22 protein-coding genes and 3 pseudogenes are annotated in these 26,158 nt (G+C 59.6%); 13 read left to right on the plus strand and 12 right to left on the minus strand.

Annotated features, from left to right (window positions below):
• Positions 1–120: 120 nt before the first annotated feature.
• The 4 genes and pseudogenes from BB934_RS33005 to BB934_RS33020 form a co-directional block, all read right to left on the minus strand.
• Positions 121–2,319, minus strand: coding sequence for a xanthine dehydrogenase family protein molybdopterin-binding subunit (locus BB934_RS33005; protein ID WP_099514046.1), 2,199 nt, complete (start codon positions 2,317–2,319; stop codon positions 121–123).
• Positions 2,320–2,322: 3 nt separating this feature from the next.
• The gene (locus BB934_RS33010) at positions 2,323–3,315 is read right to left on the minus strand and encodes an FAD binding domain-containing protein (protein ID WP_099514047.1); all 993 of its coding nucleotides are present in this window, start codon (positions 3,313–3,315) and stop codon (positions 2,323–2,325) included.
• Positions 3,316–3,317: 2 nt separating this feature from the next.
• Positions 3,318–3,962 carry a (2Fe-2S)-binding protein gene (locus BB934_RS33015; RefSeq protein ID WP_237050424.1) on the minus strand — a complete coding sequence of 215 codons (645 nt, stop codon included), beginning with the start codon at positions 3,960–3,962 and terminating at the stop codon, positions 3,318–3,320.
• A 216-nt stretch (positions 3,963–4,178) separates the two neighbouring features.
• Positions 4,179–4,331, minus strand: a pseudogene (locus BB934_RS33020) (VOC family protein); the annotation flags it as partial.
• Positions 4,332–4,894: 563 nt separating this feature from the next.
• Between BB934_RS33020 and BB934_RS33025 the strand changes: the two are divergent.
• The gene (locus BB934_RS33025) at positions 4,895–5,329 is read left to right on the plus strand and encodes a phage integrase N-terminal SAM-like domain-containing protein (protein ID WP_237050533.1); all 435 of its coding nucleotides are present in this window, start codon (positions 4,895–4,897) and stop codon (positions 5,327–5,329) included.
• A 159-nt stretch (positions 5,330–5,488) separates the two neighbouring features.
• Here BB934_RS33025 and BB934_RS33030 read toward each other — a convergent pair whose 3' ends face one another.
• The 4 genes from BB934_RS33030 to BB934_RS33045 all read right to left on the minus strand — a co-directional run bounded on the left by BB934_RS33030 (position 5,489) and on the right by BB934_RS33045 (position 9,737).
• The gene (locus BB934_RS33030) at positions 5,489–5,830 is read right to left on the minus strand and encodes a hypothetical protein (RefSeq protein WP_099514049.1); all 342 of its coding nucleotides are present in this window, start codon (positions 5,828–5,830) and stop codon (positions 5,489–5,491) included.
• 146 nt (positions 5,831–5,976) lie between these two features.
• A complete protein-coding gene (locus BB934_RS33035; protein WP_099514050.1) occupies positions 5,977–7,410 on the minus strand; it encodes a DUF6880 family protein in 1,434 nt (477 codons plus the stop codon).
• Between the two features lie 393 nt (positions 7,411–7,803).
• Positions 7,804–8,532, minus strand: coding sequence for an RraA family protein (locus BB934_RS33040; protein WP_099514051.1), 729 nt, complete (start codon positions 8,530–8,532; stop codon positions 7,804–7,806).
• The gene (locus BB934_RS33045) at positions 8,529–9,737 is read right to left on the minus strand and encodes a trans-sulfuration enzyme family protein (protein ID WP_099514052.1); all 1,209 of its coding nucleotides are present in this window, start codon (positions 9,735–9,737) and stop codon (positions 8,529–8,531) included. Before BB934_RS33045 ends, BB934_RS33040 begins: the two co-directional genes overlap by 4 nt.
• Positions 9,738–10,431: 694 nt before the next feature.
• Between BB934_RS33045 and BB934_RS33055 the strand changes: the two genes are divergently transcribed.
• The 7 genes from BB934_RS33055 (at position 10,432) to BB934_RS33085 (ending at position 18,607) form a co-directional block, all read left to right on the plus strand.
• A complete protein-coding gene (locus BB934_RS33055; RefSeq protein ID WP_099514053.1) occupies positions 10,432–11,667 on the plus strand; it encodes an IS256 family transposase in 1,236 nt (411 codons plus the stop codon).
• Positions 11,609–12,562, plus strand: coding sequence for a purine-nucleoside phosphorylase (locus BB934_RS33060; RefSeq protein WP_237050425.1), 954 nt, complete (start codon positions 11,609–11,611; stop codon positions 12,560–12,562). The genes BB934_RS33055 and BB934_RS33060 overlap by 59 nt, the downstream gene beginning before the upstream one ends.
• Positions 12,563–12,699: 137 nt before the next feature.
• The gene (locus BB934_RS33065) at positions 12,700–13,638 is read left to right on the plus strand and encodes a nucleoside hydrolase (RefSeq protein WP_099514054.1); all 939 of its coding nucleotides are present in this window, start codon (positions 12,700–12,702) and stop codon (positions 13,636–13,638) included.
• 260 nt (positions 13,639–13,898) lie between these two features.
• Entirely contained in the window at positions 13,899–14,108 is a 210-nt protein-coding gene (locus BB934_RS33070; protein WP_099514055.1) for a cold-shock protein, read from the plus strand.
• An 889-nt stretch (positions 14,109–14,997) separates the two neighbouring features.
• The gene (locus tag BB934_RS33075) at positions 14,998–15,405 is read left to right on the plus strand and encodes a DUF4112 domain-containing protein (protein ID WP_099514056.1); all 408 of its coding nucleotides are present in this window, start codon (positions 14,998–15,000) and stop codon (positions 15,403–15,405) included.
• 78 nt (positions 15,406–15,483) lie between these two features.
• Positions 15,484–17,412 carry an ATP-dependent zinc metalloprotease FtsH gene (gene ftsH / locus BB934_RS33080; protein ID WP_157934466.1) on the plus strand — a complete coding sequence of 643 codons (1,929 nt, stop codon included), beginning with the start codon at positions 15,484–15,486 and terminating at the stop codon, positions 17,410–17,412.
• A 226-nt stretch (positions 17,413–17,638) separates the two neighbouring features.
• Complete coding sequence (locus tag BB934_RS33085) at positions 17,639–18,607, plus strand: tyrosine recombinase (RefSeq protein ID WP_099514057.1); 969 nt, start codon at positions 17,639–17,641, stop codon at positions 18,605–18,607.
• A 263-nt stretch (positions 18,608–18,870) separates the two neighbouring features.
• On the opposite strand, the gene BB934_RS33090 is transcribed toward BB934_RS33085, so the two are convergent.
• Both BB934_RS33090 and BB934_RS33095 read right to left on the minus strand, forming a co-directional pair.
• The gene (locus BB934_RS33090) at positions 18,871–19,125 is read right to left on the minus strand and encodes a WGR domain-containing protein (protein ID WP_099514058.1); all 255 of its coding nucleotides are present in this window, start codon (positions 19,123–19,125) and stop codon (positions 18,871–18,873) included.
• Positions 19,126–19,140: 15 nt separating this feature from the next.
• A complete protein-coding gene (locus BB934_RS33095; RefSeq protein ID WP_099514059.1) occupies positions 19,141–19,830 on the minus strand; it encodes a CYTH domain-containing protein in 690 nt (229 codons plus the stop codon).
• 1,131 nt (positions 19,831–20,961) lie between these two features.
• Here BB934_RS33095 and BB934_RS33100 point away from each other — a divergent pair.
• From BB934_RS33100 to BB934_RS33120, 4 genes and pseudogenes are all read left to right on the plus strand, one after another.
• A complete protein-coding gene (locus BB934_RS33100; protein ID WP_099514060.1) occupies positions 20,962–21,231 on the plus strand; it encodes a hypothetical protein in 270 nt (89 codons plus the stop codon).
• Positions 21,232–21,374: 143 nt separating this feature from the next.
• Positions 21,375–21,548, plus strand: a pseudogene (locus tag BB934_RS33105) (SWIB/MDM2 domain-containing protein); the annotation flags it as partial.
• A gap of 1,023 nt (positions 21,549–22,571) precedes the next feature.
• Entirely contained in the window at positions 22,572–22,835 is a 264-nt protein-coding gene (locus BB934_RS51160; protein WP_418294799.1) for a DUF6538 domain-containing protein, read from the plus strand.
• A 99-nt stretch (positions 22,836–22,934) separates the two neighbouring features.
• A complete protein-coding gene (locus BB934_RS33120) occupies positions 22,935–24,149 on the plus strand; it encodes a site-specific integrase (protein ID WP_099514062.1) in 1,215 nt (404 codons plus the stop codon).
• 383 nt (positions 24,150–24,532) lie between these two features.
• Here BB934_RS33120 and BB934_RS33125 read toward each other — a convergent pair whose 3' ends face one another.
• The gene (locus BB934_RS33125) at positions 24,533–25,045 is read right to left on the minus strand and encodes a hypothetical protein (RefSeq protein WP_099514063.1); all 513 of its coding nucleotides are present in this window, start codon (positions 25,043–25,045) and stop codon (positions 24,533–24,535) included.
• Positions 25,046–25,255: 210 nt separating this feature from the next.
• Here BB934_RS33125 and BB934_RS33130 point away from each other — a divergent pair, with 210 nt between their 5' ends.
• Complete coding sequence (locus tag BB934_RS33130) at positions 25,256–25,519, plus strand: hypothetical protein (RefSeq protein ID WP_099514064.1); 264 nt, start codon at positions 25,256–25,258, stop codon at positions 25,517–25,519.
• Positions 25,520–25,743: 224 nt separating this feature from the next.
• Here BB934_RS33130 and BB934_RS33135 read toward each other — a convergent pair.
• Positions 25,744–26,076: pseudogene (locus BB934_RS33135) on the minus strand (transposase); the annotation flags it as partial.
• Between the last annotated feature and the right edge of the window lie 82 nt (positions 26,077–26,158).

The following is a 26,158-nucleotide window of genomic DNA, read 5'->3' on the forward strand; positions in this document are numbered from 1 at the left end:
AGATCAGTTCCTGATCTGGGTCGCGCCGTTCTCGTAAACATGCCCATGATCCTCGTCTCTTGTTCGGGTGGAACAAGTTAGCAGGCTGCTGGACACCGGCATGCTCCCACACAGCGCTTGTCACAGCAGGTGTTCGATGCGGATCGGCAGGTCGCGGAGGCGTCGCCCTGTGGCGTGAAACACCGCATTGGCGATCGCTGCCGCGACCCCAACCATGGAAACCTCACCGAGGCCCTTGGCGCCGGCGCTGTTGAATGTGGTGTCAGGTTCGTCGATAAACTCCACCTCGATCGAGCCAATATCAGCGTTCACCGGCACCACGTACTCTGCGAGGTCGGCATTTAGGAAGCCGCCATACCGCGGATCGACCTCACTCGCCTCACGCAGGGCAGCACCTATCCCCCACACAACACCACCACGAACTTGACTGGTAGCTGTGCGTGGGCTCATGACCCGACCGCAATCGGCTACGCTCACCACGCGCGGCACCCTAATACGCCGTGTGTTAGGCTCGATCCGCACCTCCACGAAATGAGCGATATAGCTGCAGGTGACGTAGCTCCCGAAGACCGGGCCTCCTATGGAGGGCAACCCCGCGCGGAGCCGCCCGAAGATGGCATCCGGCTGGCCAGGGGCCTTTCGCTGGACCTCCAGCTCCAGCGATTGGCGGCCCGCAGCTTTCAGGATTTCCGCGGGCGTGCGACCGGCTAGGGGACCGTGCGACACCTCGACAAGGGCTGTCAGCATCGCATCGCCTGCGTCCTCGGCGGCCGGGATGGCGGAGGCCGTGCCCCAGGAGCCGGCGGTGAGGTGCTGTGGAGCGGCACGGGTATCCCCAATCACGACACTCACTTTTGCGGCAGGAACACCGAGCTTACGGCTGATGGCGTTGGCGAGCGCAGTACGGATCCCCTGTCCCATTTCATGGCCACCCACGCTAATGACGGCATCGCCCTCGTCGGTGACCCTCAGATGCGCGACAGCGGGCACGATGAGGCCAGGGTAGGCTCCGATCGCTACTCCCCAGCCGATTTCAGTGCGGTCCGAAGACCGCATGGAACGGGGCGCCATGGAGCGGTTCGTCCACCCGAAGCGCTCTGCGCCGCGGCGCAGGCACTCGGCGACGTGGCGTGATGAGAAGGGTAGCCCAGTGGCCGTATCAATAGTCGTGTCATTTGCCAGCCTCAGCTCCACCGGATCCCGGCCCAATGCATAGGCCAGCTCATCCACGCAGGTTTCCATGGCGAAGCAGGCTGGATGCTCAAAGGGCGCACGCATGTAGCCTGGCGTCTGGACGTCGGTGCGGATAAGCCTCTCTACGCCGCGAAAGTTCGAGAACCCATAAAGGCGGGCGCTGGTCGCGGTGTATTCTCCGGGGAACAGGTCATGGCGCGACGTCTGAGCGTCAACCTCGTGAATGGCTGCGATCATCTTGCCGGACTTATCGGCCCCGAGTCGGATATGGTGTCGGCTTGCCGGGCGGAAGCTCGCGTCATGGAAGACGCCTGCACGTGGAACGACAAGCTTCACCGGCTGTCCCGTCTCACGCGAGGCAACAGCGGCGAGGATAGTCTGCATCTGCAGGGAGTTTTTCTGGCCAAACCCCCCTCCGGCAAAGGGCGAGATCACCGCGACGTTCTCCGGACTGATCCCTAGCCCCAACGCAACACCGTGGCGTATGGCTTCGGCGTTCTGGGTTCCTTCGTGGATGGTGAGCTTGTCGCCGTTCCATTCGGCGACCGTGGCGATCAGCTCAATCGGGTTCTGGTGCTGTGGTGGACAATTGTATGTCGCGTCGATCCTGACTGGCGCTTGCGCGAAGACCTTGTCGGCATCGCCCGCGATGATCTCGGGGATGAAATTCTTCAGCGGCGTATCCGCCTGATTGATGATCTCCGTGCCCTTCGCGCCGAGCGTGACGCTAAAGGGCTCTTCGATGTACTCGGCTGTGACGAGGTGCGCCGCCTCCACCGCCGCTTCGAGTGTATCGGCTGCGACGAGCGCGATCGGCTGGCCGCGGTAAGCGATGGCCCGCGACAACATGGGTTGGAAGCTCTGGAAGCCGTAGCCGCCGCCCATGATGAAGCCGCTCGACTTTACAGCGCCCATGGTCTCGTGGGTGAGCACCAGCCGGACGCCTGGTACGCCACTCGCCGCCTTTGAATCCAGAGCGACAATGTGCCCCTTGGGAATGGTTGAGACGGCCAAGGCCGCGTGCAGTAGTCCGGGCCGGACGTCGTCGGCCCCAAAGAGCGGTTTGCCGCAGACCTTGTCATAGGCATCAACGCGCGGAGTGTCAGGGAAGGACAGGTCACTCATGGCTCATGCTCTTTGCTTGGCGATCATCAGGGCGTCAGCAATAGTGCGTGCCCCGAGCTCAATGCGGAACGCGTTCTCGTGCCCCGGTTTTGCACCCTGCAGCGCAGCCTCGCCAGCTTCACGGGCGGCCTGCGGTGTGAGCACCCTTCCGAGGAGTGCCTGCTCGGCGGCGCGAGCACGCCAGGGCCGTGTAGCGAGGCCCCCTATTGCGATGCGTGCAGCACGCACGGTGTCACCCTCCATATCCAGTGCGACAGCCGCCGATGCGAGCGCAAAGGCATAAGATTCCCGGTCACGGATTTTGTGATACGTGGAGGCGCGGCCGGCTGCGGTTTTGGGTACACGAATACGCAAGATCAGCTCGCCGGGCCCGAGTGTGGTCTCAATGTCGGGCGAAATTCCCGGCTCGCGGTGGAGTTCCTCTACCCGGATTGTGCGTTGCCCCTCCGGCCCGAGTACATCGATCCTGGCGTCGAAGGCAACAAGAGCGATCCCCAGATCGCCCGGATAAACAGCGATGCAGGCATCGCTGCCCCCGAGCAGCGCATGGCCGCGGTCAATTCCTTGTTGAGCCGCGCAACCGCTACCGGGCTTACGTTTGTTGCAGGGGAACGGCTCGCCGCCGCGAAAGTAGGCACAGCGTGTGCGCTGCAGGAGGTTGCCGCCGAGCGTCGCCATGTTGCGGATCTGCTGTGAGGCTGCTCGCCAGAGCGACTCAGAGATCGCCGGATACTCAGCCACGATCTGCGAATGGGCCGCCACATCGCTCATTCGCGCGAGAGCGCCGAAGACCAGCTCAGCTCCGTCGGTATCGATGCCGTTCAGGTCCTCAAGGCGAGTCACATCGACGAGGTGTGTAGGCCTCTCAATATTTAGTTTCATAAGATCGTAGATGGTGGTCCCGCCGGCCAGAAATTGCGCGCGAGGTCCGCTGGCAATCACGCCACTCACGGCCTCGGCCGCTGTCGCTGCTCTGATATAGGTGAAGGGGTGCATGGTTATGTCCTCTTCATCTTCGGCGCAGCATCCTCGATAGCCGCGACGATGCCGACATATGCGCCGCAGCGGCAGATATTTCCGCTCATGTATTCGCGGATCTGTTCCGGCGAGTGAGCGTGCCCTTCGAGCACACAGGCAACCGCAGCCATGATCTGACCCGGTGTACAGTAGCCGCACTGCAATGCATCATGATCGATGAAGGCTTGCTGCATTGGATGGAGACCACCGTCACTTAAAGCCAAACCCTCAATTGTCGTGACCTCCCGACCGTCAACCTGGACAGCGGGCGTCAGGCACGAGACGACGCGGCGCCCGTCCAGGTGAATCGTGCAGGCACCGCATTGTCCATGATCACATCCCTTCTTCGCGCCGGTGTATGCAAGATGCTCGCGAAGAAGATCGAGCAGCGAGGTGCGTGGATCTATGGAGAGGGAGTGCGATTGTCCATTCACGCGCACGTGTATCGCAAGGGCGCGGTTCCCCTCGCCTGCCGCAGAAGTTCGGGCGCCTACAGCGTCGGCCAAGGCCTCTCCGAGCGCAGGGACGACGGTGCCGTTAGCGATGGTTGCGAAGCTGGCAGGAACGGCGCGTGGATCCATCTCATTTGAACGATTACGCTGACCCCGATTATCTGAGCCTTGCATCGCCTATCCTCCTAAATCTGACTTAGAGCTACTCAGCCGACGAGATCCGTTCGTTTCAATCGCTGTCTCGGATGGCCGACTTACGGGTAGGAAGTGCTGAACCACGGGATCGCCCTCGTGGCTGGGCTTTCAGCATCGTTTGTCTTGAAGGTCCCGACCTTCCTGCTTGCCGCTTTGCCCGACAGCAGAAAGAACGCAGGTAAGCAGGAGGCCGGCGTCAGCTTTGTGCCACCAACCAAGGTTGCTGTAAAAGCTCTTAGCGCGATCGACGTCCGAAACAGGGATGACGACGACCTTGAGCTTCATGTCGACCGTCCGGGCTCTAGGGGACTCAATGGCAGTTTCGCTGTGCACGTGGGCACTGCTCATGTCCGGCTCCTTGCGTTTGAGGTGCCTCCGGAGTGGCAGCACACGTCTAGGCGCGTGAATCACCGCAGAGGCACGCAGTCGAACCGATTACTATTGGGTTACGCAATCACTCGGTGCAGGAGCGACGTCGACAAAGTGGCGATCGAAAGCGGCTCGTCGGGAGCCTAGGACCAACGCAGGACTTTGACTTCTGTGAATAGGATACGCCTTCCTTGTCCGGCAGGGAAGCGATGCTGTGTCAGCCGCTGCCAGTACCGAGAGGAACTCCCGTTCAGGGGTCAAACACGGCCTTTAAGCGTGGCCGTGTAGAGGTCGGCTTACAGCCCCAACACGGAACTCCCGACAAGGTCCGCCTCATGCCAATGAACGAACCCGCTCGCGCGGGAGGGTGCTGCGCATGGGCCTGTGCCATGGCTTGGGGGCGGTAGCCCGCCGAAGGGCTCACGATGACAAGGCCGGGTCCTGTCTTGAGAATCGAGGGGTTCGCGACCTCCACCTCACGACAGGAGCCCTCGATGACCGAGACAGCCATCAGCCCTCTGCGCCGGCGCATGATCGAAGACATGGCGGTACGCCATTTCGTCGAGAAGACCCGCACCGACTACATCCGTCACGTCAGGAGCTTCGCGGCCTTCCTCGGCCGCTCGCCGGAGACGGCCTCGCCCGAGGATGTGCGGCATTTCCAGTTGCACCTGACCGAGAGCGGCGTGACCCCGCCGAGCTGCACGCGGCGGTTGCGGCCCTGCGCTTCTTCTTCACCGTCACCCTCGATCGGGCGGATCTGGCTCGGCGTCTCACCTTGGTCCATGAGCCGCGCAAAGTACCCCTCGTCCCGAGCCCGGCGGAAGTGGGGGAGCGCGCAAGGTTTGTGCAATAAACCTCGGCACCTTGGACGAAGGGAGAACATCAGTCTGGCAGTGTCTGGTTTGACGCTATTTCACGGCCAATCTTGCTTGGGATTGCCCCTCAATGCTGTTCATAGTCGGCCTTCAGAATGACGTCCACCACCCGACAACACGGATGGCTGACTGAATGACGGGCAAGGTGGTTACGGCTTTGAGATCGCTTGCGGTTTCGGTTGCCTCAGGCTTTGCCATTACGAATAAGTCAGCAGCGCTTGACCGATATCGTTCCCGCTATGTCCGGTTTGGCGCGGTTTATTGCACAAACCTTGCGCGCTCCCCATCCTCTTCAGGGCTTTCTGCGTTTAGGATCTCGAGCCGGATCTCGAAATCAGGGTCACAAATGAGAATGGCCGGATCCTGTTCGTCACCGTCTCCCGAGCTGTCCAGGAACCAGCCTTCAGCCGGATTGGGGTCTTCTACATCGAGCCTCGCATTGAGGCTCTCGACAAGATACCTGGCGAGACGATCGTTGATCCGCGTGCCATCGTCTTCGCCAAAGATGATCCGGGGCTCGCCTCGGGGATCTCGAATGACGTGCTGCCGATCCCGTCCAGGGCGGGCGATGAAGAGGGTCCAGTGTGACGATGAGCTCATGGGCTACTCTTCTCGCGAACTTCGTTGAAGACCTCAGCAAAGCTATGTTTCTGCGTCAAGGATCGCCCCTACACAGTTGCTTTAGTCACTGATCGAATCCCGCTCACATGCCCTTCGTTGGGTACGGCAGCGCAGCAGTGCCGTTCTCACACGACCAAGCTCCAGAACGAGCTTTTGCGGCCATGTTGGGTTTTGAGGCGTCTCACGTAGACATTATGGGCCTCGAACCTGTCGAAATCCTCGATCTGGTCAGCAAGGTTCTCGCATTCCTCGAGGTGGCGGGCGGCATGCTGATACCGTTGGGTCCGATTCCGCTCCAGAGCAAAGTCGATCAAAGCCCGGCGAAGAACGGTGGCCGCAAGGGGGTATTTTGCCTCCAGCGCAGCCGCGGCTGGTGCCAGGATCTCGTAGAAATCACCATTGAGTTCGTCGACACGGGTGAGTGCCAAGTGCGCGGCTTGATCCAGCGCCGGCCAGGTCATCAGGAAACTCAATGCCTGGTGCACGCTCGGATGGCTCCGCGCGTGGGCGATGGCCCGTTCCTCAGCCTCGAGATCGTCAAAATCGGGCAGGCGCTTGAGATAGGAGCGCAGGTGTTCCGGGTTGAGCGAGCGCTCGAAGCAGGCCCAGCGAAACGCCTGCACCTCATCCGCTCGCCCGAGGGCCTCGAGAACCTTAATCCGGGTCTGCTCCCATTCGACGGGGATCCAGCCAGGCCGGTCCTGATCGACTGCATTGATGGCAGACCAAGCTTCCTCCGTGCGGCCTGCAGCAAGGAGCCGTTGTGCGATCTCCACGGCAACACTTGGAACGCGTCTTGGCTTCTCACCTTGCTGTGCAATGAAGGCGTCCACATCCCCCTGCGCATCCGCAATCGCCTCCAGCGCCATTCGAACCATGCTGCTGCGATGGCGCTCAGCCAGCTCATCGGCGTACAAGGGACCAACCATCCCCCAGCCGACGACCTTCCGCTCTTCAGCACGAGGCTTCTGCCGCGACTCCTGTGACAACTTGAGGATGAGTTGCTTGAGGTGGTCAAGGCCTGTCGGGCCGAGGGCCGGAGCCAGAACCTCGATCAAGCCGTCATACTGACCATATTCGTTCTCGATCAGAGCACGGTACGCCTGCTCGGCCAGCACGTTGGGGGCGGCATTGGCTAAGTTGGCAGTGTCACCAAGATCACGGCAGGCGGCCTGAAAGACGGCAATCACGTTTCCACTGCTGTCGTCGCATCGACCGAAGATCGGATGAGCAAGCGCCCTAAAGCGCCAGAGGGGATCAAGAGCCTCGGCGGCGTCGACTGTTGCCACCTGGGCAATGGCCTGTTTCTGGGTCTCGAGATCCACAACAAGAGCCTTGCGCTGCTGCCAATTGACGAAGGAGCGGGATCGGGCAAAGGCTGTCAGGCGCTTACGGATCTCCTGCACCATGTCGGCAGGGCTAGCGGCGCCGGCCAGCTCCAGCCGCAGTCGGCGCTGGGCCACCGCGTTGCCCCGGCTGATCTCGATCAACAGCTCAGCCAAGCGTTCGGCCCCAAGCGCCTCAAGGTTTTTCGCGTTCAGAGTCTTCTTTGAGGCCATGTCGCATCCCGAGTGCATCTAGGACTCATTTATGAAACAGACGGATTACGATCAATCCGTGCTGGTTTGACCGCGGGAGGGGGTCCTGAATGGGGTTAATTAACCTATTATAACATTCTGCATAATAAGAATTTTGACAAGAAGTCGGTAACCGGTGCCGTGGCAGGATCCTCTCGCGGGAGGATCTCATGCGCGCGAACCGACGGCTGGCCCAGCTCTGGCTCGATGCTATGAGAACAGAGTTCAGGGCCCCGGCTGATACGATTAATACTCTACCGACAACGTGAACTGCGATCTTGTCTGGCTGGATGAGACCAAACGCAGCCCGGACGGTGTCAGCTTGGAGCACATCTGAGATTACACTTCCAAACTGGACCATGTTGGCAAGGGAGACTAGGGCTCAGAAATTCCAAACACCCTGAGCATCGATTCACCCGCTGACAGCCGCCTATCCCATTCCTGCTCAAGTGCTACCTTCTCACGAGCCTTGGCCAGCCATTGCTCTGCCTCGTCGCGCGGAATGACGATCAGGCCGTCATCATCCCCGAGCACAAGATCACGCGGCCTGACCGAAACCCCGCTACAGACGATACTGTCGTTGACGGTGCCCCGTTCAAACGAAACCGGACCTCGGGCAGTATGCCCGAGGGCAAAGACCGGAAAATCCGACCAGGCTGCCAGGGCCGCGATATCCCGAACTGCGCCATTTGCAATGAGACCGGCAACCCCTCTGCGGCGCGCAGCCCCGCACAGGTGCTCGCCAACAACAGCTGTCTGGACATTTGCACCGGCGTCGATGACGACAATCTCTCCCGCTTTGGCGGTTTCGATGGCATGGATAGCGGCACCAATATCGCCAGGCTCGCACCAGGCGGTCACGGCCGGGCCTAGCAACCGAGCACTGCCGAGGGGCCGCAGCGGCCGGATCTGAGCATCCATCAGGAGACGACCGCCCGAGACGTCGGAGGCGATCGTCGTCGGGATTTCGGCCCAGCCGCTTAGCACTTCGTCCGGTAGCGGCAGTGCTCCAACGGGCTGGAACGTGCGTGTGGGCATTGTTTGATCCTCTCCATCAAATGATTCTCGCTGTAGAATATGCTCAGGACGGCTCGGGTAGTTCATCCAAGGGCCTGCTCCAAATCGGCGATAATGTCGTCCGGATCCTCGAGTCCGACGGAAAAACGGAACACCCCATCGACCGCCCACTCTCGGTAGGAGCGGGCCCCCTCCCCGTCCAGGTGGAAGGAGGATCGCAGGATGTCCTCTGTTGGAATGTAGAACAGCAGGCTCTTGGTCTTGCCGAGCGAGACCGCATACGAGACCACCCGCAGCCGCTCGGCGAGCTGGCGCGCCAATGCTCCGCCCTCCTCCTTGGCCGTGAAAGCCAGCAGGCCGGAGAAGTTGCGCATCTGGCGCTGAGCGAGCTCATGCTGCGGATGCCGGGGAGAGCCCGGCCAGAACACCGACCGGACCTTCGGATGATTGGCCAGGAAGGCCTCGACCCGGCGGGCGTTGGCCTCATGCATCATCATGCGGGGCGCCAGGGTTTCCATGCCGCGTAGGATGAGCCAGGCGGCGAAGGGCGAGAGCGAGCCGCCCAGATGGATGAGGCTGCCCTTGCGCAAGGCGGCAATCCGCTCCTGGCGGCCGATCACGGCTCCGCCCAATGCGTCGCCATGGCCGCCGATGTACTTGGTCAACGAATGCACCACGTAGTCGGCGCCGAGCGACAACGGCTTGGTGCCGAGTGGGGTGGAAATGGTTGCATCGACCGAGAGCTCAGCTGCTCCAGCATGGGCGATCTCGCCGATCGCGGCTATCTCCGACAGACGAAGGATTGGATTGGCTGGTGTCTCGATGTGAACGAGCTTGGTGTTCGGCCGCATTGCTGCAGCCACAGCCTCAAGGTCCGACGTGTCGACGGCGTCTACAGCGATGCCGTGCCTGGGCAGGATATCGTGGGCAAGCTCTGCGACGCCCGCATAGCAGACATTGGACAGAACCAGGTGATCGCCGCTCCCCAAGCGATCCAGGAACAGCGCGCTGACCGCCGCCATGCCGGTGGCGAAGCTCAGCGCAGCTTCACCGCCTTCGAGTGCCGCGAGGCGGATTTCCAGCAGCTCGAGGGTCGGGTTGCTCCAGCGCGAGTAGAAGTGCGGCGCGGCATCTTTCAGGTCATTGGCTGAGAAGCCGATGGCGTCCGGATGGGTGAAGAAGCTGGTCGCCATCACCGGAGGGGAGGATACCGGCAACCCGACCTCCCGGGGTGCTGCCCCAGCGTGAAGGGTCAGGGTTGCGTCACGGCTCTTGGGCTGCTGATCGCGCATTTGGCGGCTCCTCGGCGATGTCCTCAACTGGCAGGTCTCCAATCATGCCTGTTCAGTGGCAAACGGCGGCGGAGTACAGACGCCGTCTTGAACCACCGACACAGGCGAGAGCTTAGGTTGCAAATCCTGGACTTCGGTTTAGGCTCCGGCCAGTCCACCATCCTCACCGAGATTGGCTCCTTACCGGATGCTAGGTTACGCAGGAGCTTAGCAGCCTGAATCACCCATCGTCGCATGTTGAGATGCACGCCCGATGACCAGCCTTGTGGTCTGAACGAGCCCTATGCCTGCATGACGGGCAACGAAGGTCAAACATTCTGGTAGTCCCGTCCCGCGAGTTTGATAAACCAACGATGGCTGACCCCTCCGGCTGCCACTCCCGGCGGCTCGTTAGGAATTGAGGTCGCCGACGTGAGGAGCTGATGATGTTACGTCAACTTGGAGCCGGTCTCTTAGGCCTTATTGCGGGTAGCCTTCCGCTGGCACTCTCCGCACAGGAAGCCTCGCAACGCATCAGTCCCAAGGTCATGGTAATCACCATGTTTGCTGGTGAAGCCAAGCCCTGGCTGGATCATGAGCGGTTCACTCAGAAAGTAGGAGCTATGGCGGAAACTGGGTGATGACGGTGTGAGAAGGGCGGCGTATCGAGGCGGGTGTCGAGCCTGCCAGAACCTCTTCGAGAGAGCGATACGCCATGAACAGTACTACCAATGTTTTGCACCTGCGTCAGCCCGATACGATTGACGATCCCCTGACCGATATTCTGCGAGCCGGCGCCCGCAAGCTTCTGGCCCAGGCCATCGAGATCGAGGCTGAGGCTTATCTTGCCAGCATGCGCGAGCTGAAGCTGCCGGACGGGCGCGAGCGCCTGATCCAGACCGGCATCGGTCCCGTCGAAGTCAGCCGGGTCAAGATCCGCGACCGCGGCGCCACCGGCGAGGATCGGATCCGCTTTACCTCGGCGATCCTGCCGAAATGGGCCCGGCGGACGAAGAGCTTGGATGCGCTGCTGCCGATCCTGTACCTGCGCGGGCTCTCGACCGGCGCCTTCCAGGAGGTGCTCTCAGCCCTGCTCGGCAGGGATGCGCCCAACCTCTCGCCGTCCGCCATCACCCGGCTCACCGGCGAATGGCAGGCCGAGTACGAGCGCTGGCAGGCGCGCGATCTCTCAGCGCGTCACTACGTCTACGTTTGGGCCGACGGGGTCTACCTGCAGGCCCGGATGGAGGACCAGGCTGAATGCATGCTGGTGCTGATCGGCGCCACGCCGGAAGGCAAGAAGGAGCTGGTCGGCTTCCAGGCCGGCGTGCGCGAGAGCGCCCAGAGCTGGCGCGAGCTGCTCGTCGAGATCAAGCGGCGGGGCCTGTCCATCCCGCCTCGCATTGCGGTGGGAGACGGGGCGCTCGGCTTCTGGAAGGCACTCGACGAGCTCTTCCCCGGCACGCATCATCAGCGCTGCTGGCTGCACAAGACCGCCAACGTGCTCAACAAGGTGCCGAAATCCGTGCAGCCCGGCATGAAGGTGGCCCTGCGGGAGATCTATCTCGCGCCGACCCGAGCCCAGGCCGAGGTCGCCATCGATCTGTTCGCCGAAGCCTATCAGGCGCGCTATCCGAAAGCCGTGGAGTGCGTGCGCAAGGACCAGCGGGCGCTGCTGGCCTTCTATGATTGGCCAGCCGAGCATTGGATCCATCTGCGGACGACGAACCCGATCGAGAGTGTATTCGCGACAGTGCGGCACCGGACCGTGCGCACCAAGGGCGCGCTGTCGCCGACAACGGCGCGACTGATGGTGTTCAAGCTCGTGATGGCAGCCGCGAAAAGCTGGCGGCGGCTGATGGGCGAAAACCAGTTGCCGAAGGTGATCGCCGGTGTCAGGTTTAAGGACGGCAGCGAGGTCATTCCGATGCCGACAAACAGCGCCGCCTGATCGGCCCCGTCACCTAAATTCCGTCATAGCTCAGAAAGTAGCCGTTCCGGGCCTGTCCAAGACCTTCCCGGATGTCTCGTGCACGGATGCGGGTCTCTGCCTGATGACCACCAGTATGGGCTATGCTAACGCGGCCAGCTCCGTCTCAGTCCTTATCTACAGCAACCGCTTTGACCTCTCACGGACCTACTTTCTCATTGCCAGAATTGCTGGTGTCGATCCTGTGGATGGGACATTGGGATCGGCTCACTGGGCCCGCTTTGCCGTCGACGGTGGCTTGCAGAATGTGATCGATGCCCGCGAAATTCCCAGTGACTGGAGCACCGGCTATGTCGCCATCGGCGCGGGCCGGCCGGGGGAGAAGGCCGAGCTCAGGTACGGAAGCGAAGTTTACCGGTTGAACGAGGAGCTTCTACAAAAGGCTTACAGCCTGACCAAGGACGTGGAACTGGCCGACGGTGATGCCGCCAAGGCTTATCGGAGCCGGTACACGGCCGCACCGGCGAATGCGGCACCGCGTGTGAGCATCTGTGATACAATCTCCATGGATACGTGGTGGCACGGCACAAAGCTGGGCACAGCAATGGAGGCATGGGCGAGACTGATCACCAACGGCGAGGCCAACTACTGCACGACGCAACAGGAAGACAACGCAACGCTGACGGCCCTTCGGCGCGGTGCCGATGCCAACCTTCTTAACTTCGACAGGGTCGCCATCCTTAGGACTGCATCAAACTTCGATCGCGAAGGATCGGGTCAGACCCCGGTTGAGTCCCTGACGGCAAAATCGGGCGGCTATATTCCCTCCGTCACGAACGCACACCGGGTCGGTGGCAAGTTCGCTCATACGATTGTAGCAGATTGGCAGAACTGGAGTGCTGGAGTTCCGAAGTAAGAAGGCTGGCAGCGTCGCCAATCCGGCCCCTTACAGGTCTGGGTGGGCGGTCACAATCATGCAGGGATCGCTGCACTGAAACTTTGGCGTGACATTTGCTGAAAGCAGAGGCCAGAGGTGCTCGTGAGTGCAAATGGATGAAGAAGCAGGTTATTATCGACACTGATCCTGGCCCAGATGATGGGGTCGCCATCTTAACGGCTCTCGGTTCTCCCCTGATCGAAGTTCTTGGTGTCTGTGCTGTCGCCGGCAACGTCCCGCTTCATCATACCGTCCGAAATGTTCGCACGATCTTAGAACTGGCCGAGCGTCAGGACGTCAAGGCATTCGCCGGAGCCGAGGCTCCTCTGGCCCGTCCTCTGTTCACGGCTGAGTACGTGCACGGCAAGACCGGATTCGACGGATACGACATGCCGGAACCAACGATGCCTATTCAGCCTCAGCATGCGGCTGACTTTATTATTCAAGAGGTCATGAGCCGGCCACCGAAGACAATAACGATCTGTGCTCTTGGCCCCTTGACGAATATAGCAATTGCCCTGGGACGGGAAGAACGCATAGCTGAGCGGATCGAACAGGTCGTCTGGATGGGCGGTGCTTTGTCGGAAGGTGGCAATGTGACCCCGGCAGCCGAGTTCAACTGCTACGTGGATCCAGAGGCGGCTGTGCGAGTGTTGAGTTCGGGTGCCGAAGTCGTGATGATGCCATTGGATGTCACCCACAAGGCTCACGTGACGGCTGATCGGATCGAATGCTTTCGCACAATGGGGAACAAGGTCGGCCCGATCTTCGCGGAACTCCTCACCTACGCCAAGCAGTTTGATTGGCAGAAGTATGGAGCCGACCGCGCTCCGATGCACGATCCGATGACAGTTGTCTGGCTGCTACGGCCAGAGTTGTTCTCGGGTCTCCTTGTGAATGTCGAGATCGAGACGACCTCTCCTCTGACAGCGGGGATGACTGTGATTGATTGGTGGGGTGTCACCAATCGGCGAAAGAACGCTTACATCGTCCGTGATGTTGATGTCGACGGATTTTACGATGTGATTTTCGAGAGCTTCCGCCGTCTGCCCTGATGATGCAGAAGCAGGACATTCTAACTTTGCGGCTACATCAGAATTTCGTCGAGCATTTTTATGGAACCTATTGCCACCAAGTAGTGCGGGTCGAAGTTTGTAATCGGTGCTAGGGCAGCCGAAGCCGCAGCGGCCTCACGCTGGGCGCATGAAGCAGGATTTATGTTACGATCCAACAGTAACCAAGGGCTTGACCTCTCGGCCCGACACGGCAGGATGGCCTGGCGGAAGCACACCTGACGGGATTTGAGGAATATTGAATGGCGACTGGTTCTGTGAAGTGGTATAACGAGACGAAGGGCTATGGCTTCATTCAGCCGGATAGTGGCGGCAAGGATGTCTTTGTCCATGCCTCAGCGCTCGAGCGGGCTGGCATGCGTGGCCTCGTTGAGGGCCAGAAGATCTCCTATGAGGTGGAAGCTGACCGCCGTACCGGCAAAGAGTCTGCAACCAAGCTGCAAAAGGCTTGATTGAACTTGTCAAAGCGTCAGGTCAATGCTGGCTCTTCAAGCCGCTCCTGACGGAGCGGCTTACAGTGTTGGGTTGACCGTGCGATTAGGTGCTGGTCTTGGAATTTTCCTTCAAAAAAGTCCCAATGCCACCCAAGAAGGCATTTACTTGGGATCTGCCTCATGTACATGAGCCGGCACATGGGCGCATTCTTATCACCTTGTTCCGCTGAACCTTGATACCTATAGGCGGGCGAAACCGCTCATTCGCCTATAACTCGACCGCCGTGCACGGGCCGCGATATTCAATTGGCAAATTGCCGACCGAGAGGATTCTGGCTTTCGCTTACTGACTTTTGCGAGTCTTCTTAGCAGCCTTAACCAGAGCGGCGTCGATTATCTCGCCGGGGCTGATGGCCGCCTGATCGCAAAGATAGAACCCACCAAGGATTTCCAGTCGTGCCAATTCAATAAAGTCGGTATTAGCTTTGTTCCAGTTGCTTGGTACCGCTTGGAGCAGTGGCCAGTTTCCGTAGTATGTCCCCGCAGCCGGAATTGGCACTTTCGCGCGTCAGGTGCCTGTCTCGCTCATGTCTTCGTTCCGTGTGAGTTAAAGCCCCTCCTTCAGCGACTGCGGTCAGGACTTTGTGAGTCTCATCATCCGTCAAATCCGTCGCTGAATCTTCCATCGCTGCATCTGCGGCAACACTTCACCGATGAAAACGCTCAGGCTCGGACGCAAACGGGCGGGGAAACGGGTTAGGATCCAGATCTTGAACCGAAGCCGCTCCACACCCACATGTCAGCTATCGGGGGTCCGGGCCCCTCTGGCAGTTTTATACAGGCTGCGATGTCGGACTCTCTCACCTGAGGAGCGCCATGATGTGCGCTCTGCATCTGGGAGACCACTGTGACGCCCTACGCTTACGCATCCTCTCTCCACGGCGTTTCATCTCGTGCCGGCGACACGCGTTCGCGGCTCGATGCCCTGTCGCGGTTGCTAGACAGCGCGGTCCGCGTGCCAGGAACGAACATCCGCTTCGGTGCCGATGCGCTCCTGAACCTCATTCCCGGCGTCGGATTGCCGACGTCGAAAGGCCTGTCGGCCTATCTGATCTGGGAAGCGCGACGCCTCGGCGTGCCAACCGGGACCCTTATGCGCATGGTTGGCAACGTCGGTGTCGACTTCGCGATCAGCGCCGTTCCGCTCGTGGGCTGGGTTGGTGACGTGTTCTTCCGATCGAACCTGCGCAACATGGCGCTGCTGCGCGATCACCTCGACCGTGTCCATCCGGGGCAGAACACCTTCCAGAGATGACACTGCTCAGCAAGAGGGCCGGGTCTTGCTGCTGCCCTTGTATCCCAGCCAGAACTCTGCCGTTCAGAAAGCATAGCAATGAACAACCCCAACGCCGCAGCTAACTTTCGCAACTTTGCGATAGCCGCTGCGGTCATGTCCTTGCTGTCGATGTTCTACTTCCAAAACACGACGCGACCGCAACCTGATCAGCTCCCTTACTCGGCGTTCATCACGGCCGTCGAGCAAGGAGAGATCCGCTCTGCCACCATCCAAGGGCAGGAGGTGATCGCCGAGCGTTCAGCCGGCGGCGTCGTCACGACCTACGTTCCGCAAGGTGCTGGCCTCATCGCCCAACTGCAGCAGAAGGGCGTTGTGATCAAAGCAGAGCCACCGCCGCAGCCGAGCCTGCTTGGTAGTCTGCTGCTGTCGCTCCTGCCGTTCGCGCTGATGATCGGCATTGTCATTTGGCTGTCCCGCAGGGCAATGGGCCAGCAAGGCGGTGGCGGTCTGATGTCCATCGGCAAGTCCAAGGCGAAGCTCCTCACCGAAGCGCATGGCCGCGTCACCTTCGACGACGTCGCCGGCATCGACGAGGCCAAGGAGGACCTGCAGGAGGTCGTGGAGTTCCTGCGCGATCCGCAGAAATTCCAGCGCCTCGGCGGCCGCATTCCGCGCGGCGTGCTGCTCGTCGGCCCTCCCGGCACCGGCAAGACCCTGACGGCGCGAGCCGTCGCAGGCGAGGCCAACGTGCCCTTCTTCACCATCTCCGGCTCGGACTTCGTCGAGATGTTCGTCGGCGTCGGCGCCTCCCGCGTGCGCGACATGTTCGAGCAGGCGAAGAAGAACGCCCCCTGCATCATCTTCATCGACGAGATCGATGCGGTCGGCCGCCATCGCGGCGCCGGCCTCGGCGGCGGCAACGACGAGCGCGAGCAGACCCTCAACCAGCTCCTGGTCGAGATGGACGGCTTCGAGGCCAACGAGGGCGTGATCATCATCGCCGCCACCAACCGTCCCGACGTGCTCGATCCGGCGCTGCTGCGCCCGGGCCGCTTCGACCGCCAGATCGTCGTTCCGAACCCGGACGTTGTCGGCCGCGAGAAGATCCTGCGCGTCCATGTGCGCAAGGTGCCCTTGGCTCCCGACGTGGACCTGAAGATCATCGCTCGCGGCACTCCCGGCTTCTCGGGCGCGGACCTGATGAACCTCGTCAACGAGGCGGCTTTGCTCGCCGCCCGGCGCGGCAAGCGCATCGTCACGATGAAGGAGTTCGAGGACGCCAAGGACAAGGTGATGATGGGCGCCGAGCGCCGCACTCTCGTCATGACCGACGACGAGAAGCGCCTGACCGCCTATCACGAGGCCGGCCATGCGGTCGTGGCGCTCAACGTCCCGGCGACCGATCCGGTCCACAAGGCGACGATCATTCCGCGCGGCCGCGCGCTCGGCATGGTCATGCAGCTCCCTGAGCGCGACAAGCTGTCCATGTCCTACGAGCAGATGACCTCGCGGCTTGCCATCATGATGGGCGGCCGCATCGCCGAGGAAATGATCTTCGGCCACGACAAGGTGACCTCCGGCGCCCAGTCGGACATCGAGCAGGCGACGCGTCTTGCCCGCATGATGGTGACCCGCTGGGGCTTCTCGCCCGAGCTCGGCACGGTGGCCTATGGCGAGAACCAGGAAGAGGTCTTCCTCGGCATGTCCATGGGGCGCCAGCAGAATGTGTCCGAGGCGACGGCCCAGAAGATCGACTCGGAAGTCCGCCGCCTGGTCGAGGACGGGCTCAACGATGCCCGCCGCATTCTGACCGAGAAGCAGCACGAGCTCGAGGCCCTGGCCCGCGGCCTCCTGGAATACGAGACCCTGTCGGGCGAGGAGATCCGCAACCTCCTCGACGGCCAGCCCCCCGTGCGCGATACCGGCGACACGGTGACTCCGAGCCGCGGCTCCGCTGTTCCGACCACCCGCCCCGGCCGCCCGCGGGAGAGCGACGGTGGCATGGAGCCGCAGCCACAAAGCTAGACCAAAGGTGAGAAGGCAGGTGCTTCGACTGCATTCGCCTTGCTGCGGCAGCGCGTTCTCGAAGCAGTATGAAGAGCAGGGACAGCACGCGAAGTGCGGGAGAGCCATCAATGCGAGGGAGGATCAGGACATTCTAACTTTGCGGATGCGCACGAATTTCGTTAACATTTTTTGACAAGAAGTCTCTAACCAGTGCCGTGACAGGGTCCTCCTACAGGAGGATCTCATGCGTTCCAATCAACGGCTGGCCGAACTCTGGCTCGATGCCCTGGCGACGGAGCTCGGAGCCTCGGCTGGCACCATTGCGACCTATACCGACGATCTCAACTGCTACTTGGTTTGGCTCGATGAGAACAGCCTCGGCTTGGACGAGGTCGGCTTGGAGCACATCCGAGATTACGTCGCCGCTCTCGATCGGCGGGACTATGCCGGATCGACCATTGCCCGACGCATCACAGTGGCACGGGGCCTGCACAAGTTCCTCATCGCGGAGGAACTCGGCTCCCGCGATCCTACGTCCAATCTAACTGCAATGCGCCGCTCCAGGAAGCTGCCCTTCGTCCTGTCGATCGCCGAAACGGAGACGCTCCTGGAGACCGCCCACAGGCTTGCGGCCGATCCTTCGGTCGGCCTCTACCGGCAGGCCGGCTATGCCCGAAGGGCTGCCCTGTTCGAGACCCTCTATGCCTCAGGCATGCGCATCAGCGAAGCCCTGTCGTTGCCCTCCGATGCCGCACCCCACGGCACCCGCATGCTCTTGGTGCGGGGCAAGGGCGACAAGCAGCGGCTGGTGCCGCTGCATGAGCGAGCGATTGCCGCCCTTGCCCACTGGCAGAGACTGGCCGCCGGGTACTCCGGTGGCAAGCCGAGCCAGTGGCTGTTCCACTCGGTGCGCAACGGCACGAAGGCGCTGACGCGCCAAGCCGCCCTGCTTGAGATCAAAGAAGCTGCAGTTGCGGCGGGACTGGCGAGCCCGGAGCGGGTTTCTCCTCACGTGCTGCGCCATGCATTCGCTACCCATATGCATTCAGGGGGCACGGATCTGCGCGTACTGCAGGAGCTGCTCGGCCATGCCGGCATCGAGACCACGCAAATCTACACCCATCTCGATACGTCCCGCCTTAACCAGATGGTTCGCGACCTTCACCCGCTCAATGATGAGCACACAGTAGATGCCCAAGCCGCAGGGGCGTGACGACGGCACTTCATGTGGCAGCGACAGACTATCACACGAACGATACTGACGCTCCCGTGCATTGCGATCGTGCGGCTTCCAGACGCTTGCGATCGCGTGCGGTTCACAGGGTGTCCCCAAAGGGTCAAAGTTCGGGCCGTCTCTAATGATTGGCCTAGCACCTGGGGGCGGTCATCCTCTCGTGCGCATCCATCTCGGTCGACGGTAGATCCTTCGAGAGGCAGGAAATTTCAAACGAGCGTCGACCATGGTGAATGGTGAGATCAAAGGTCCGTATAGCCCTTTTGCCGCTGGGCTGTGGCCCGCGTCTCCAATGCCTGAGCTGCCTCGGCCTCATCGGAGAAGATCTCCACCTGCTCTCGGCCCTTGGAGCCAACAAAGCCCCAGTTGCGAACCAGCCGGATTGTGCCGAACAGGTCGCGTTCGATCATCTGGCTGAAGAAGCGCGCTCTACCCTGCTCCGGATCACGCCGGTAGAGCACCAGGTGATACCGTATGGGCGAGCGGGCGTCGGGCATCGGGCTGGCTATCCCTTACTCGGGCTTGCCCTTCTGGAGTGTCTTCTCCATCTCGCGCATCATGGCCTGCTCGATCTCATCGAGGTTGACTTTGACGGTGCCGCCGCTGGCCTGGGCCTTGGCTCGGGTCACCGGTACCTGTTTGGTCTTGGGCCGGTTGACGGCCACCTGCGCCTGAGCGGGAAAGCGGCCTTCCAGCGTATCGATCAGGCTGTTGAGCGCCTCATCGGACAGCGGGATCTCCGGAGCCTCGTCGAGGCCTCTCAGAGCGATGGCTTGGTTGGTATAGCGGGGATCCGCCGTCACCTCAGGCCCGAACCACTCCAACGGGCGAAAGCCCCTCGCCTTCCCGTCAGAGGCGAATTCAACAGTGACGAGGTGCAGGACACGGGGCCGGGTGATCTCGTCGACCAGGGCGTGACCCTCACCGATCGGCAGGGCTGTCCGGGAGTAGTCGACCTTGGCGGCGCAGACATCAAGTAGCGCGTGAGCATGGCCCAGCGGGATCTCCGCCTGATCCTCAACCTCGCCGTGAGCGCCGACCGTTTTGAGGAACAGCAAGCTCCTCTCCTCTTCCAGACGAACCCAGGAAGAGCGATTTTCCTGCTCAGGGAAGAAGCCCTCGACGAGGCGCAGCCCGCCCCTCTCACGCCGGATTAGGCGGGCGAAGGACGGGGTGAGGAGAAAACGGCGGTGAACGGTCATGAAACCCAAAGCCGGTAAGGGATCGAGAAGCCTTTTATTCGTATATGGCAGAGGAAGAGGCAAGCAACCCTGAACCCCGCACTATGGTTTCCGATCGGCCGCCAGCCTTGAGCCTGCCACCTTCGGTTCTCGCTGATCTGCTGGGATCAGGTAAGTTCGATTTCGGAGAAACAGTTGATCAGCGCAGGTTCGCCGAGCTCTACAATCTTCTACGCCGAACCACGCAGTGAGATGTCATCGACCAGCTATAGCCTGAGAGGGAGATACGCAGGCGTTGGTCGTCCAACAGGGAGACTATGCCCTGAGGATAGGCTCTTCACCAACGAGCGAAGATCCTTCACACATGAAAACGACCTGACAGAGTTAGCCGTGCGGATCTCACTGTCAGGGCGTTTGTGTGATGCCGGTTGCAACACCACGCCGCCACAATGCCTCAGGAACGCTAATCGTGCAACTGAACGCTGTGTACAAGTGCAAACGCCCTAGCGAACGGATGAGCATCAGACCCTCGCGAGAGGGCGCGATGTGTTCCGGCATCGCCCGATCCATGTAAGATGCGCCCTTGATAAACCGATGTGTAGCTACGCACGCCATTTGGTACCGGCGTCGTGAGAATAGATCATTCTTGTGGCAACGCGCACGTCGGTGAAAAGGGATTGCCAATGGATACACGATTAGACTTCAGCCGGAATCGCAACTTTTTTGCTTGTCGGTTTCTGCGGTGCCGCTGAGAGTATGAGCTTGGTGAGGACCTCATAGACGGATTGTGCTCCGCACTCATTCCTTCGAATAGCGCAGTGCTCGAAGAAGCTGACATACTCGTCGCACTGCGCCGAGCGCTGCTGCTTCGGAGCCTCAGCGCACCGCGTATATGCCTGTCGCACGATCGGTGGCGGATCAAACGATTCAAAGACCCCCTGCGCAGGTGTACGAGTGATCTTCTCATGGGCAAGAATGAGAGTGGCCGAGCCTAAGAGGATGGCGATAGCTAGCTATGAAGCCGGGGTGGATTTTCCGCATCAGCATAGCTCGGACCTTTATGGTTAAGACGACGTTAAGCGATACCGCCCGAAATAGATGCACGAAACAGCCTATCGCAATTCGCGATGCTGATCTGAAGGACGTACAGCGATGGCAAAGCGCTCCGAGCAAGAGGACGAACAACCTGAAACTAATGCAAGAGCCAGCACCCCCGAACTGGATCGCCTGGAGAAACTGGCCAACGCGGCTGCCACCGCTGCGCAGGCGAGGCAGTGGCGGGCTCGCAAGAATGGCATTGATCAACAAGAGGAGCCGTCGGAAGTCCGCAACCTCAGCAGCGATGCAGAAGCCAGAGCTCGGGCAGAGGAAGCGATGCGGCAGATGATGTCAAAGCCCCAAAGCAAACGGCGCGGACGATAAAGACCCGGTGCTTTCATTTGTGACAATCATTCCCACATACGCACCGTCAGAGCGGGATTAAGGAAGTGTTCAGCTCTTGCTCGCCATGGTCCCGCCCCTTTGCCCCTGCCGATGGCAGCGAGGCGTAGTTTAGGAGTATGACAATGACTGAAGCCAAAGCCGCCAAGAAGCCGAATCCTGCTCTAGCGAAGCCGCTGCAACCTTCGAACGAACTGGCGGCCGTTGTCGGATCGACCCCGCTGCCGCGGACTGCGGTGGTGAGCAAGGTCTGGGAGTACATCAAGGCCAACAACCTCCAGAACCCCGAGAACAAGCGATAGATTCTGTCTGGATAAAAGTGATTATCCGCGGATTTAAAGCGATTAGGCAGGTCGCTGAAAGCAAATACCGCGGGATTGCATCTGAAACGAGACTGCCCAGGAGCAAGACGATCATATCGGGGCCATTGTCCGATACAATATAAGTTCGGCTTAAACCCTGTTTTGGAACAAAATAGCGCTTCGCATTGCTATTTAATCCACCATTGGTGATCTGCTGCCCGACCGAGACGGCGAGTTAAACGCGAACAGGGAATTGCCTCCATGCACTTCCCTGTTTTTGGCCGAGATTGATCTTAGCATCATACGGAAAAGCGGAACTGGCTTTCCTCACGTCTCCAAAAGTGCGTTCGCCTTTGGGTCCGATGCTCTAAATGAATGCTTTTGCCCTTGCTGATTTGCCTGACGCTGCGCCTGGACGGACTCCAACCACAATCCCAGTGTCCGATAAATAAAATCGTGCACCGGCTGTCTCGAGGGCACGCCTAATCTGATTGCGCTTTTCCTGACCGGGAACACGAATATCATTCTCAAAATCGTTTAGAAGTTTCCGAGCACAACCTGCGGCTTCACATAGCTCATTTTGCGACAGACCGAGCATAGACCTCGCGCCACGACACGCGACTCCATCAATCATTTCGACAGGAGGCAGGTCGTAAATCACTGTACCGCTTATTTAGCCGAGCGAATTCGCAGACGAGAGCAACAAACGTAAATTTATCTCTCTCCGGCCGCAATCTCTAGAATTTTTGATTCCGTTGCACTCGCATTAATTTTTGCCCGGCGACTTTCGGCGAACGGATTCACGTCCGCCTCAGGAAAGGCCCTGCTTCTTCGGTCTCTCCCGCAAAGGGCAACCCATTGATCTATGGAATTAGAGCACTCCCTTGGTAAGGGAGAGGTCGAGAGTTCGATCCTCTCTGGCAGCACCAGCCAATCTCTTGAGAAACCAAGAGCTTGTTGTAGAACAAGACTTTGAGACCGCCTCACTTGTACACACAGGCGGTACACATGGTTCTCAAGATGGCTTCCCCCTGGAAAGACCCAAAGTCAGGCGTTTTCTACCTTCGCGTTCGTGTTCCGACCGATCTTAGAGCGAAGGTGAAGGGTCAAACCATCGGCCTCCCCATTGGCGATAAGATCGTTCAAGCCAAAGCTGGCGAAACCGTCAAAGCCTCCCTTCGAACCCGCGACCCTCGCGAAGCCAAGGTAAGGTTCTCCACGGCCCTCACAGCCCTGAATGACTATTGGGAGGCTGTCCGGAAAGGATCGCAAAGGCTCTCTTAGAAAGATTCGGTTGCCCTAGCCGGTGAGATTTATCGGGCCTTCGTACAAACCTTTGAGGAAAATCCAGGCTCATACGAACGGTGGGCCAACGTCCTTGAGATGAACGATCAGGCTAAGGCCGGAAGTTACGGCAGGGCCGCTTTGATGATCGATCATCGTTCCAAGGTTCATAGGTCGATGGAAGATCGCTTTGGCGCTCTGACTGACGCCCTGCTAAGAGGGAAAGGCTTAGTCCTCGAAAGGGAGAGCCGAGAGCGCGTCCTACAGGAGGTTAGCAAGAGCCTCGATCAAGCAGCCTCACAGCTCAAGAAGAACGCTGATGGGGACTTCTCCCCCGATCCCAGGGCAAACCGCTTCCCTGTCTACGAGAAGCCATTTGAGAAGCAGTCCAATTCTCTCGCCATTACCGCCCTGTTTAAGGCTTGGGAAAAGGAAGCTCTTCAACTCAAGAGAGCATCGGCTACTCCTAACCGGTATCGGTCAGTCTTTGCCAATCTCAGGGCATTCGTTGGTCACGATGATGCAAGAGCAGTTACAACAGAGGATATCATTCGTTTCAAGGATGCGAGGCTTGCCGAAGGTATCTCAGGCAAGACCCTTAAAGACGCTGACCTAGCTGCTTTGAAGTCTATCTTTGGGTGGGCTGTTGAGAACAGGCTCCTTCGCTCCAATCCCGCTGCTGATGTTACGATCCGAGTGTCTAAGCAGAAGGTTGAGCGAGAGCGCGGGTTTAATGATGAGGAATCGCTGACCATACTCAAGACTGCCCTCACCTATTCTAAGGCTGGCAAGGAAAGCGCCGCCCTCGCTTGTGCAAAGAAGTGGGTTCCTTGGCTGTGCGCTTTTACCGGCGCACGGGTGACAGAGATTACGAGCCTCCAGCGGGAAAGCTTTAAGACGATCAGCGGCGTTCCTCTCGTAAGGATCATGGGCACGAAGACAGGCGAGTATCGAGATGTGCCGCTCCATCCTCAGTTAGTGGAGATTGGCTTGCTTCAGTTCGTTGAAGCCTCTCACACTGGACCGCTCTTCTACAATGAGAAAGACCAAAGAGGCCGAGGCGCTCAGTCTCAATCAGAGAAGCTTGCCAAGTGGGTACGCAAGCTTGGAATCGTTGACCCAAGGATTCAGCCAAATCATGGCTGGCGGCATCGCTTCACAACGCTCGCAAGAGCAGTCCGTATGGACCACGAGAAACGTGAGTATATCTTAGGCCATACGCTTCCCGGCCTCGGCAGCACATACGGGGATATGCGGGGTTTGGTTGAGGAGATTAACAAGCTCCCGACCTACAATATGCCTAGCAGTCATTGAGTTTTGTATGAGGCAATCAAAGTGAATGATGACCGGCAGGAACTTGATTGGGATAAGATAAGGCGTTTCAAATGGTCCAACGCAAAGCCACCCTCTGACTGGGATCAGTCTCTACGACCTATTTCCATAAATGGGGTCAGCTTATTTGCCCTTGATGAAAAGGGGAATCTCTATTGGGATGGACAACCAGTAGAGACAAGGAAGCGGCTCAGTCTTACTTGGCCTCAAGCCATTGGAGCTTTCCTCGTTGGGCTATCAGCAATAGCCGGAGGAATTGGAGGCGCTGTACAGGGCTGGATCGCTTACAACGATTGGACCTGCAATACTAGTATGGCTAGCTGGTTTCAAGCCTGCCCAACCGTCTCTAAGACTAAGACGCCAGACTAAGCCCTGCGTGGACTGCCCTTTGCCTTTTCCTTACCCATATGCTTCCCAAGCATGAACACCACGACAGCCGCTACGCCAATCATCAAGGCAATATCCCAACGCTCACCGTTCGTACCAGCAAGAGGAGCAATGGCGAGCAGGAAAAAGAAGAGCAGTTGAAAGCCTGTACCTAACTTGCTGAAGGCCACTCCGATTAAGCGAAGTAAGGGAGGCTTCTCAGTTGGAGGCGGGTTCAACGCGCGTTTAGCCTCGTAGACCTCCTGCGGTTCTATCTCTCTGACTAAGCGTACAACCCGTTGCTCTCTTGGGTCTACGCCGAGCCAAATGATTTCAACACGAAGGTTTCGCTGGCAGTAAGAGGCAGCCTTTGCCTCAGCCTCAGCTTGAGTGTCAAACCAGCCAGCTATGCTGAAGTATTCCCAAACGTCACCCTGTAGATGCCTCCGTTCTAAACGTGGCTCAACCATTAGCTCCCGTTTGTCGAGTGACGTAACCCTGACCCGAAACATGCCCTACCCTCACGTTGTTGAGCAGGAGCTTACAATGTTGCGGTTAAGGTCGCCATTGGTCAAGCTGAGTTACTGACAGATTGTTGCTTAGCCATCAGAGGTTTGACTGTCCGCGAATATCCTTAACCCGAGCTCAACTCCTCATGTCTCATCGTCGCCTTGCTTTCGTTGAACCTGGCCATCCCAACGTGAAGGGAAAAGGGGAGCACAATGGATCACAGCGACTTCGTTGAGTTGGTGGCTCGCGACCTGACCCTGAGCGTCTCACAGATGCTCGTTGAAATGGGCTCAGAGGATGGCCAGAGGTTCGCCAAAAAAGCCCTCGTCAAATTCGCCACACAAGCCCTGAGCGGTGCTCCGCAAGTCGGCGGCATGAATATCTCGACGTTCACAGACGGTGAGAGACACGCTCTGGCCCGAGCCTCTGCTCTGGTCTTGGCCACTCTTCAAGCGGATACCTCTAGGCCGCAGTAGGACACTAGGTGGACAGTGCCCATGGATAAGCATTGGTACTGAGGCATCAGTGTCACCTCCCCATAAAGAAGGAACCCCAAGCGCGGAACTTGGAGTTCTCTCAGGGGATCGTAAAGATCACGTCGCTGCCTTAGGCCGTGCGGGGAAGAAAGCCTAGGCACAGAGACAAACTTACATCCCTGCCTTGGGCCTTCTCGGTTTGACTGCATTTTGACTACGGCCTGTTAGCGCTTGAGCCAGTCGATTGCTGCGGCGAGGCAGAGCACGCCCATGAAGGATCGTGCGGTCTTCTCGTAGCGGGTTGCAACGGCTCGCCACTCTTTGAGCCTGGCCCAGAGCCGCTCGACGACATTGCGGTTGTTATAGATCCAGTCCGGACAGGCCACCGGCGCCTCATTGGACTTAGCCGGGATCGCCGGCTTCGCACCGATGCTCCAGATGTGCTCGCGGAAGCTGTGGCTTGAATAACCGCGATCGGCCACCACCCAGCTGGGCACACTCGGCAAACTGTGAAGCAGCGGAATGGCGTCAGGCAGCTCGTGCGCCTGACCGGGTGAGAACGGCGGTGCAAAATTTGACCACGGTAGCGGCGGGATAGACCCGCTGCGGGCGGCGTAAAAGTCGTCCACCTATTCCCTT

The organism is Microvirga ossetica (assembly GCF_002741015.1).
Classification (GTDB): domain Bacteria; phylum Pseudomonadota; class Alphaproteobacteria; order Rhizobiales; family Beijerinckiaceae; genus Microvirga; species Microvirga ossetica.

Excerpts from the sequence above, each read along its gene's own strand:
- BB934_RS33005 (WP_099514046.1), bottom strand. The coding sequence starts at position 2,319 with ATGAGTGACCTGTCCTTCCCTGACACTCCGCGCGTTGATGCCTATGAC.
- BB934_RS33010 (WP_099514047.1), bottom strand. The coding sequence starts at position 3,315 with ATGCACCCCTTCACCTATATCAGAGCAGCGACAGCGGCCGAGGCCGTG.
- BB934_RS33015 (WP_237050424.1), bottom strand. The coding sequence starts at position 3,962 with ATGCAAGGCTCAGATAATCGGGGTCAGCGTAATCGTTCAAATGAGATG.
- BB934_RS33025 (WP_237050533.1), top strand. The coding sequence starts at position 4,895 with ATGGCGGTACGCCATTTCGTCGAGAAGACCCGCACCGACTACATCCGT.
- BB934_RS33030 (WP_099514049.1), bottom strand. The coding sequence starts at position 5,830 with ATGAGCTCATCGTCACACTGGACCCTCTTCATCGCCCGCCCTGGACGG.
- BB934_RS33035 (WP_099514050.1), bottom strand. The coding sequence starts at position 7,410 with ATGGCCTCAAAGAAGACTCTGAACGCGAAAAACCTTGAGGCGCTTGGG.
- BB934_RS33040 (WP_099514051.1), bottom strand. The coding sequence starts at position 8,532 with ATGAACTACCCGAGCCGTCCTGAGCATATTCTACAGCGAGAATCATTT.
- BB934_RS33045 (WP_099514052.1), bottom strand. The coding sequence starts at position 9,737 with ATGCGCGATCAGCAGCCCAAGAGCCGTGACGCAACCCTGACCCTTCAC.
- BB934_RS33055 (WP_099514053.1), top strand. The coding sequence starts at position 10,432 with ATGAACAGTACTACCAATGTTTTGCACCTGCGTCAGCCCGATACGATT.
- BB934_RS33065 (WP_099514054.1), top strand. The coding sequence starts at position 12,700 with ATGAAGAAGCAGGTTATTATCGACACTGATCCTGGCCCAGATGATGGG.
- BB934_RS33070 (WP_099514055.1), top strand. The coding sequence starts at position 13,899 with ATGGCGACTGGTTCTGTGAAGTGGTATAACGAGACGAAGGGCTATGGC.
- ftsH (WP_157934466.1), top strand. The coding sequence starts at position 15,484 with ATGAACAACCCCAACGCCGCAGCTAACTTTCGCAACTTTGCGATAGCC.
- BB934_RS33085 (WP_099514057.1), top strand. The coding sequence starts at position 17,639 with ATGCGTTCCAATCAACGGCTGGCCGAACTCTGGCTCGATGCCCTGGCG.
- BB934_RS33090 (WP_099514058.1), bottom strand. The coding sequence starts at position 19,125 with ATGCCCGACGCCCGCTCGCCCATACGGTATCACCTGGTGCTCTACCGG.
- BB934_RS33095 (WP_099514059.1), bottom strand. The coding sequence starts at position 19,830 with ATGACCGTTCACCGCCGTTTTCTCCTCACCCCGTCCTTCGCCCGCCTA.
- BB934_RS33100 (WP_099514060.1), top strand. The coding sequence starts at position 20,962 with ATGGCAAAGCGCTCCGAGCAAGAGGACGAACAACCTGAAACTAATGCA.
- BB934_RS51160 (WP_418294799.1), top strand. The coding sequence starts at position 22,572 with ATGGCTTCCCCCTGGAAAGACCCAAAGTCAGGCGTTTTCTACCTTCGC.
- BB934_RS33120 (WP_099514062.1), top strand. The coding sequence starts at position 22,935 with ATGAACGATCAGGCTAAGGCCGGAAGTTACGGCAGGGCCGCTTTGATG.
- BB934_RS33125 (WP_099514063.1), bottom strand. The coding sequence starts at position 25,045 with ATGTTTCGGGTCAGGGTTACGTCACTCGACAAACGGGAGCTAATGGTT.
- BB934_RS33130 (WP_099514064.1), top strand. The coding sequence starts at position 25,256 with ATGGATCACAGCGACTTCGTTGAGTTGGTGGCTCGCGACCTGACCCTG.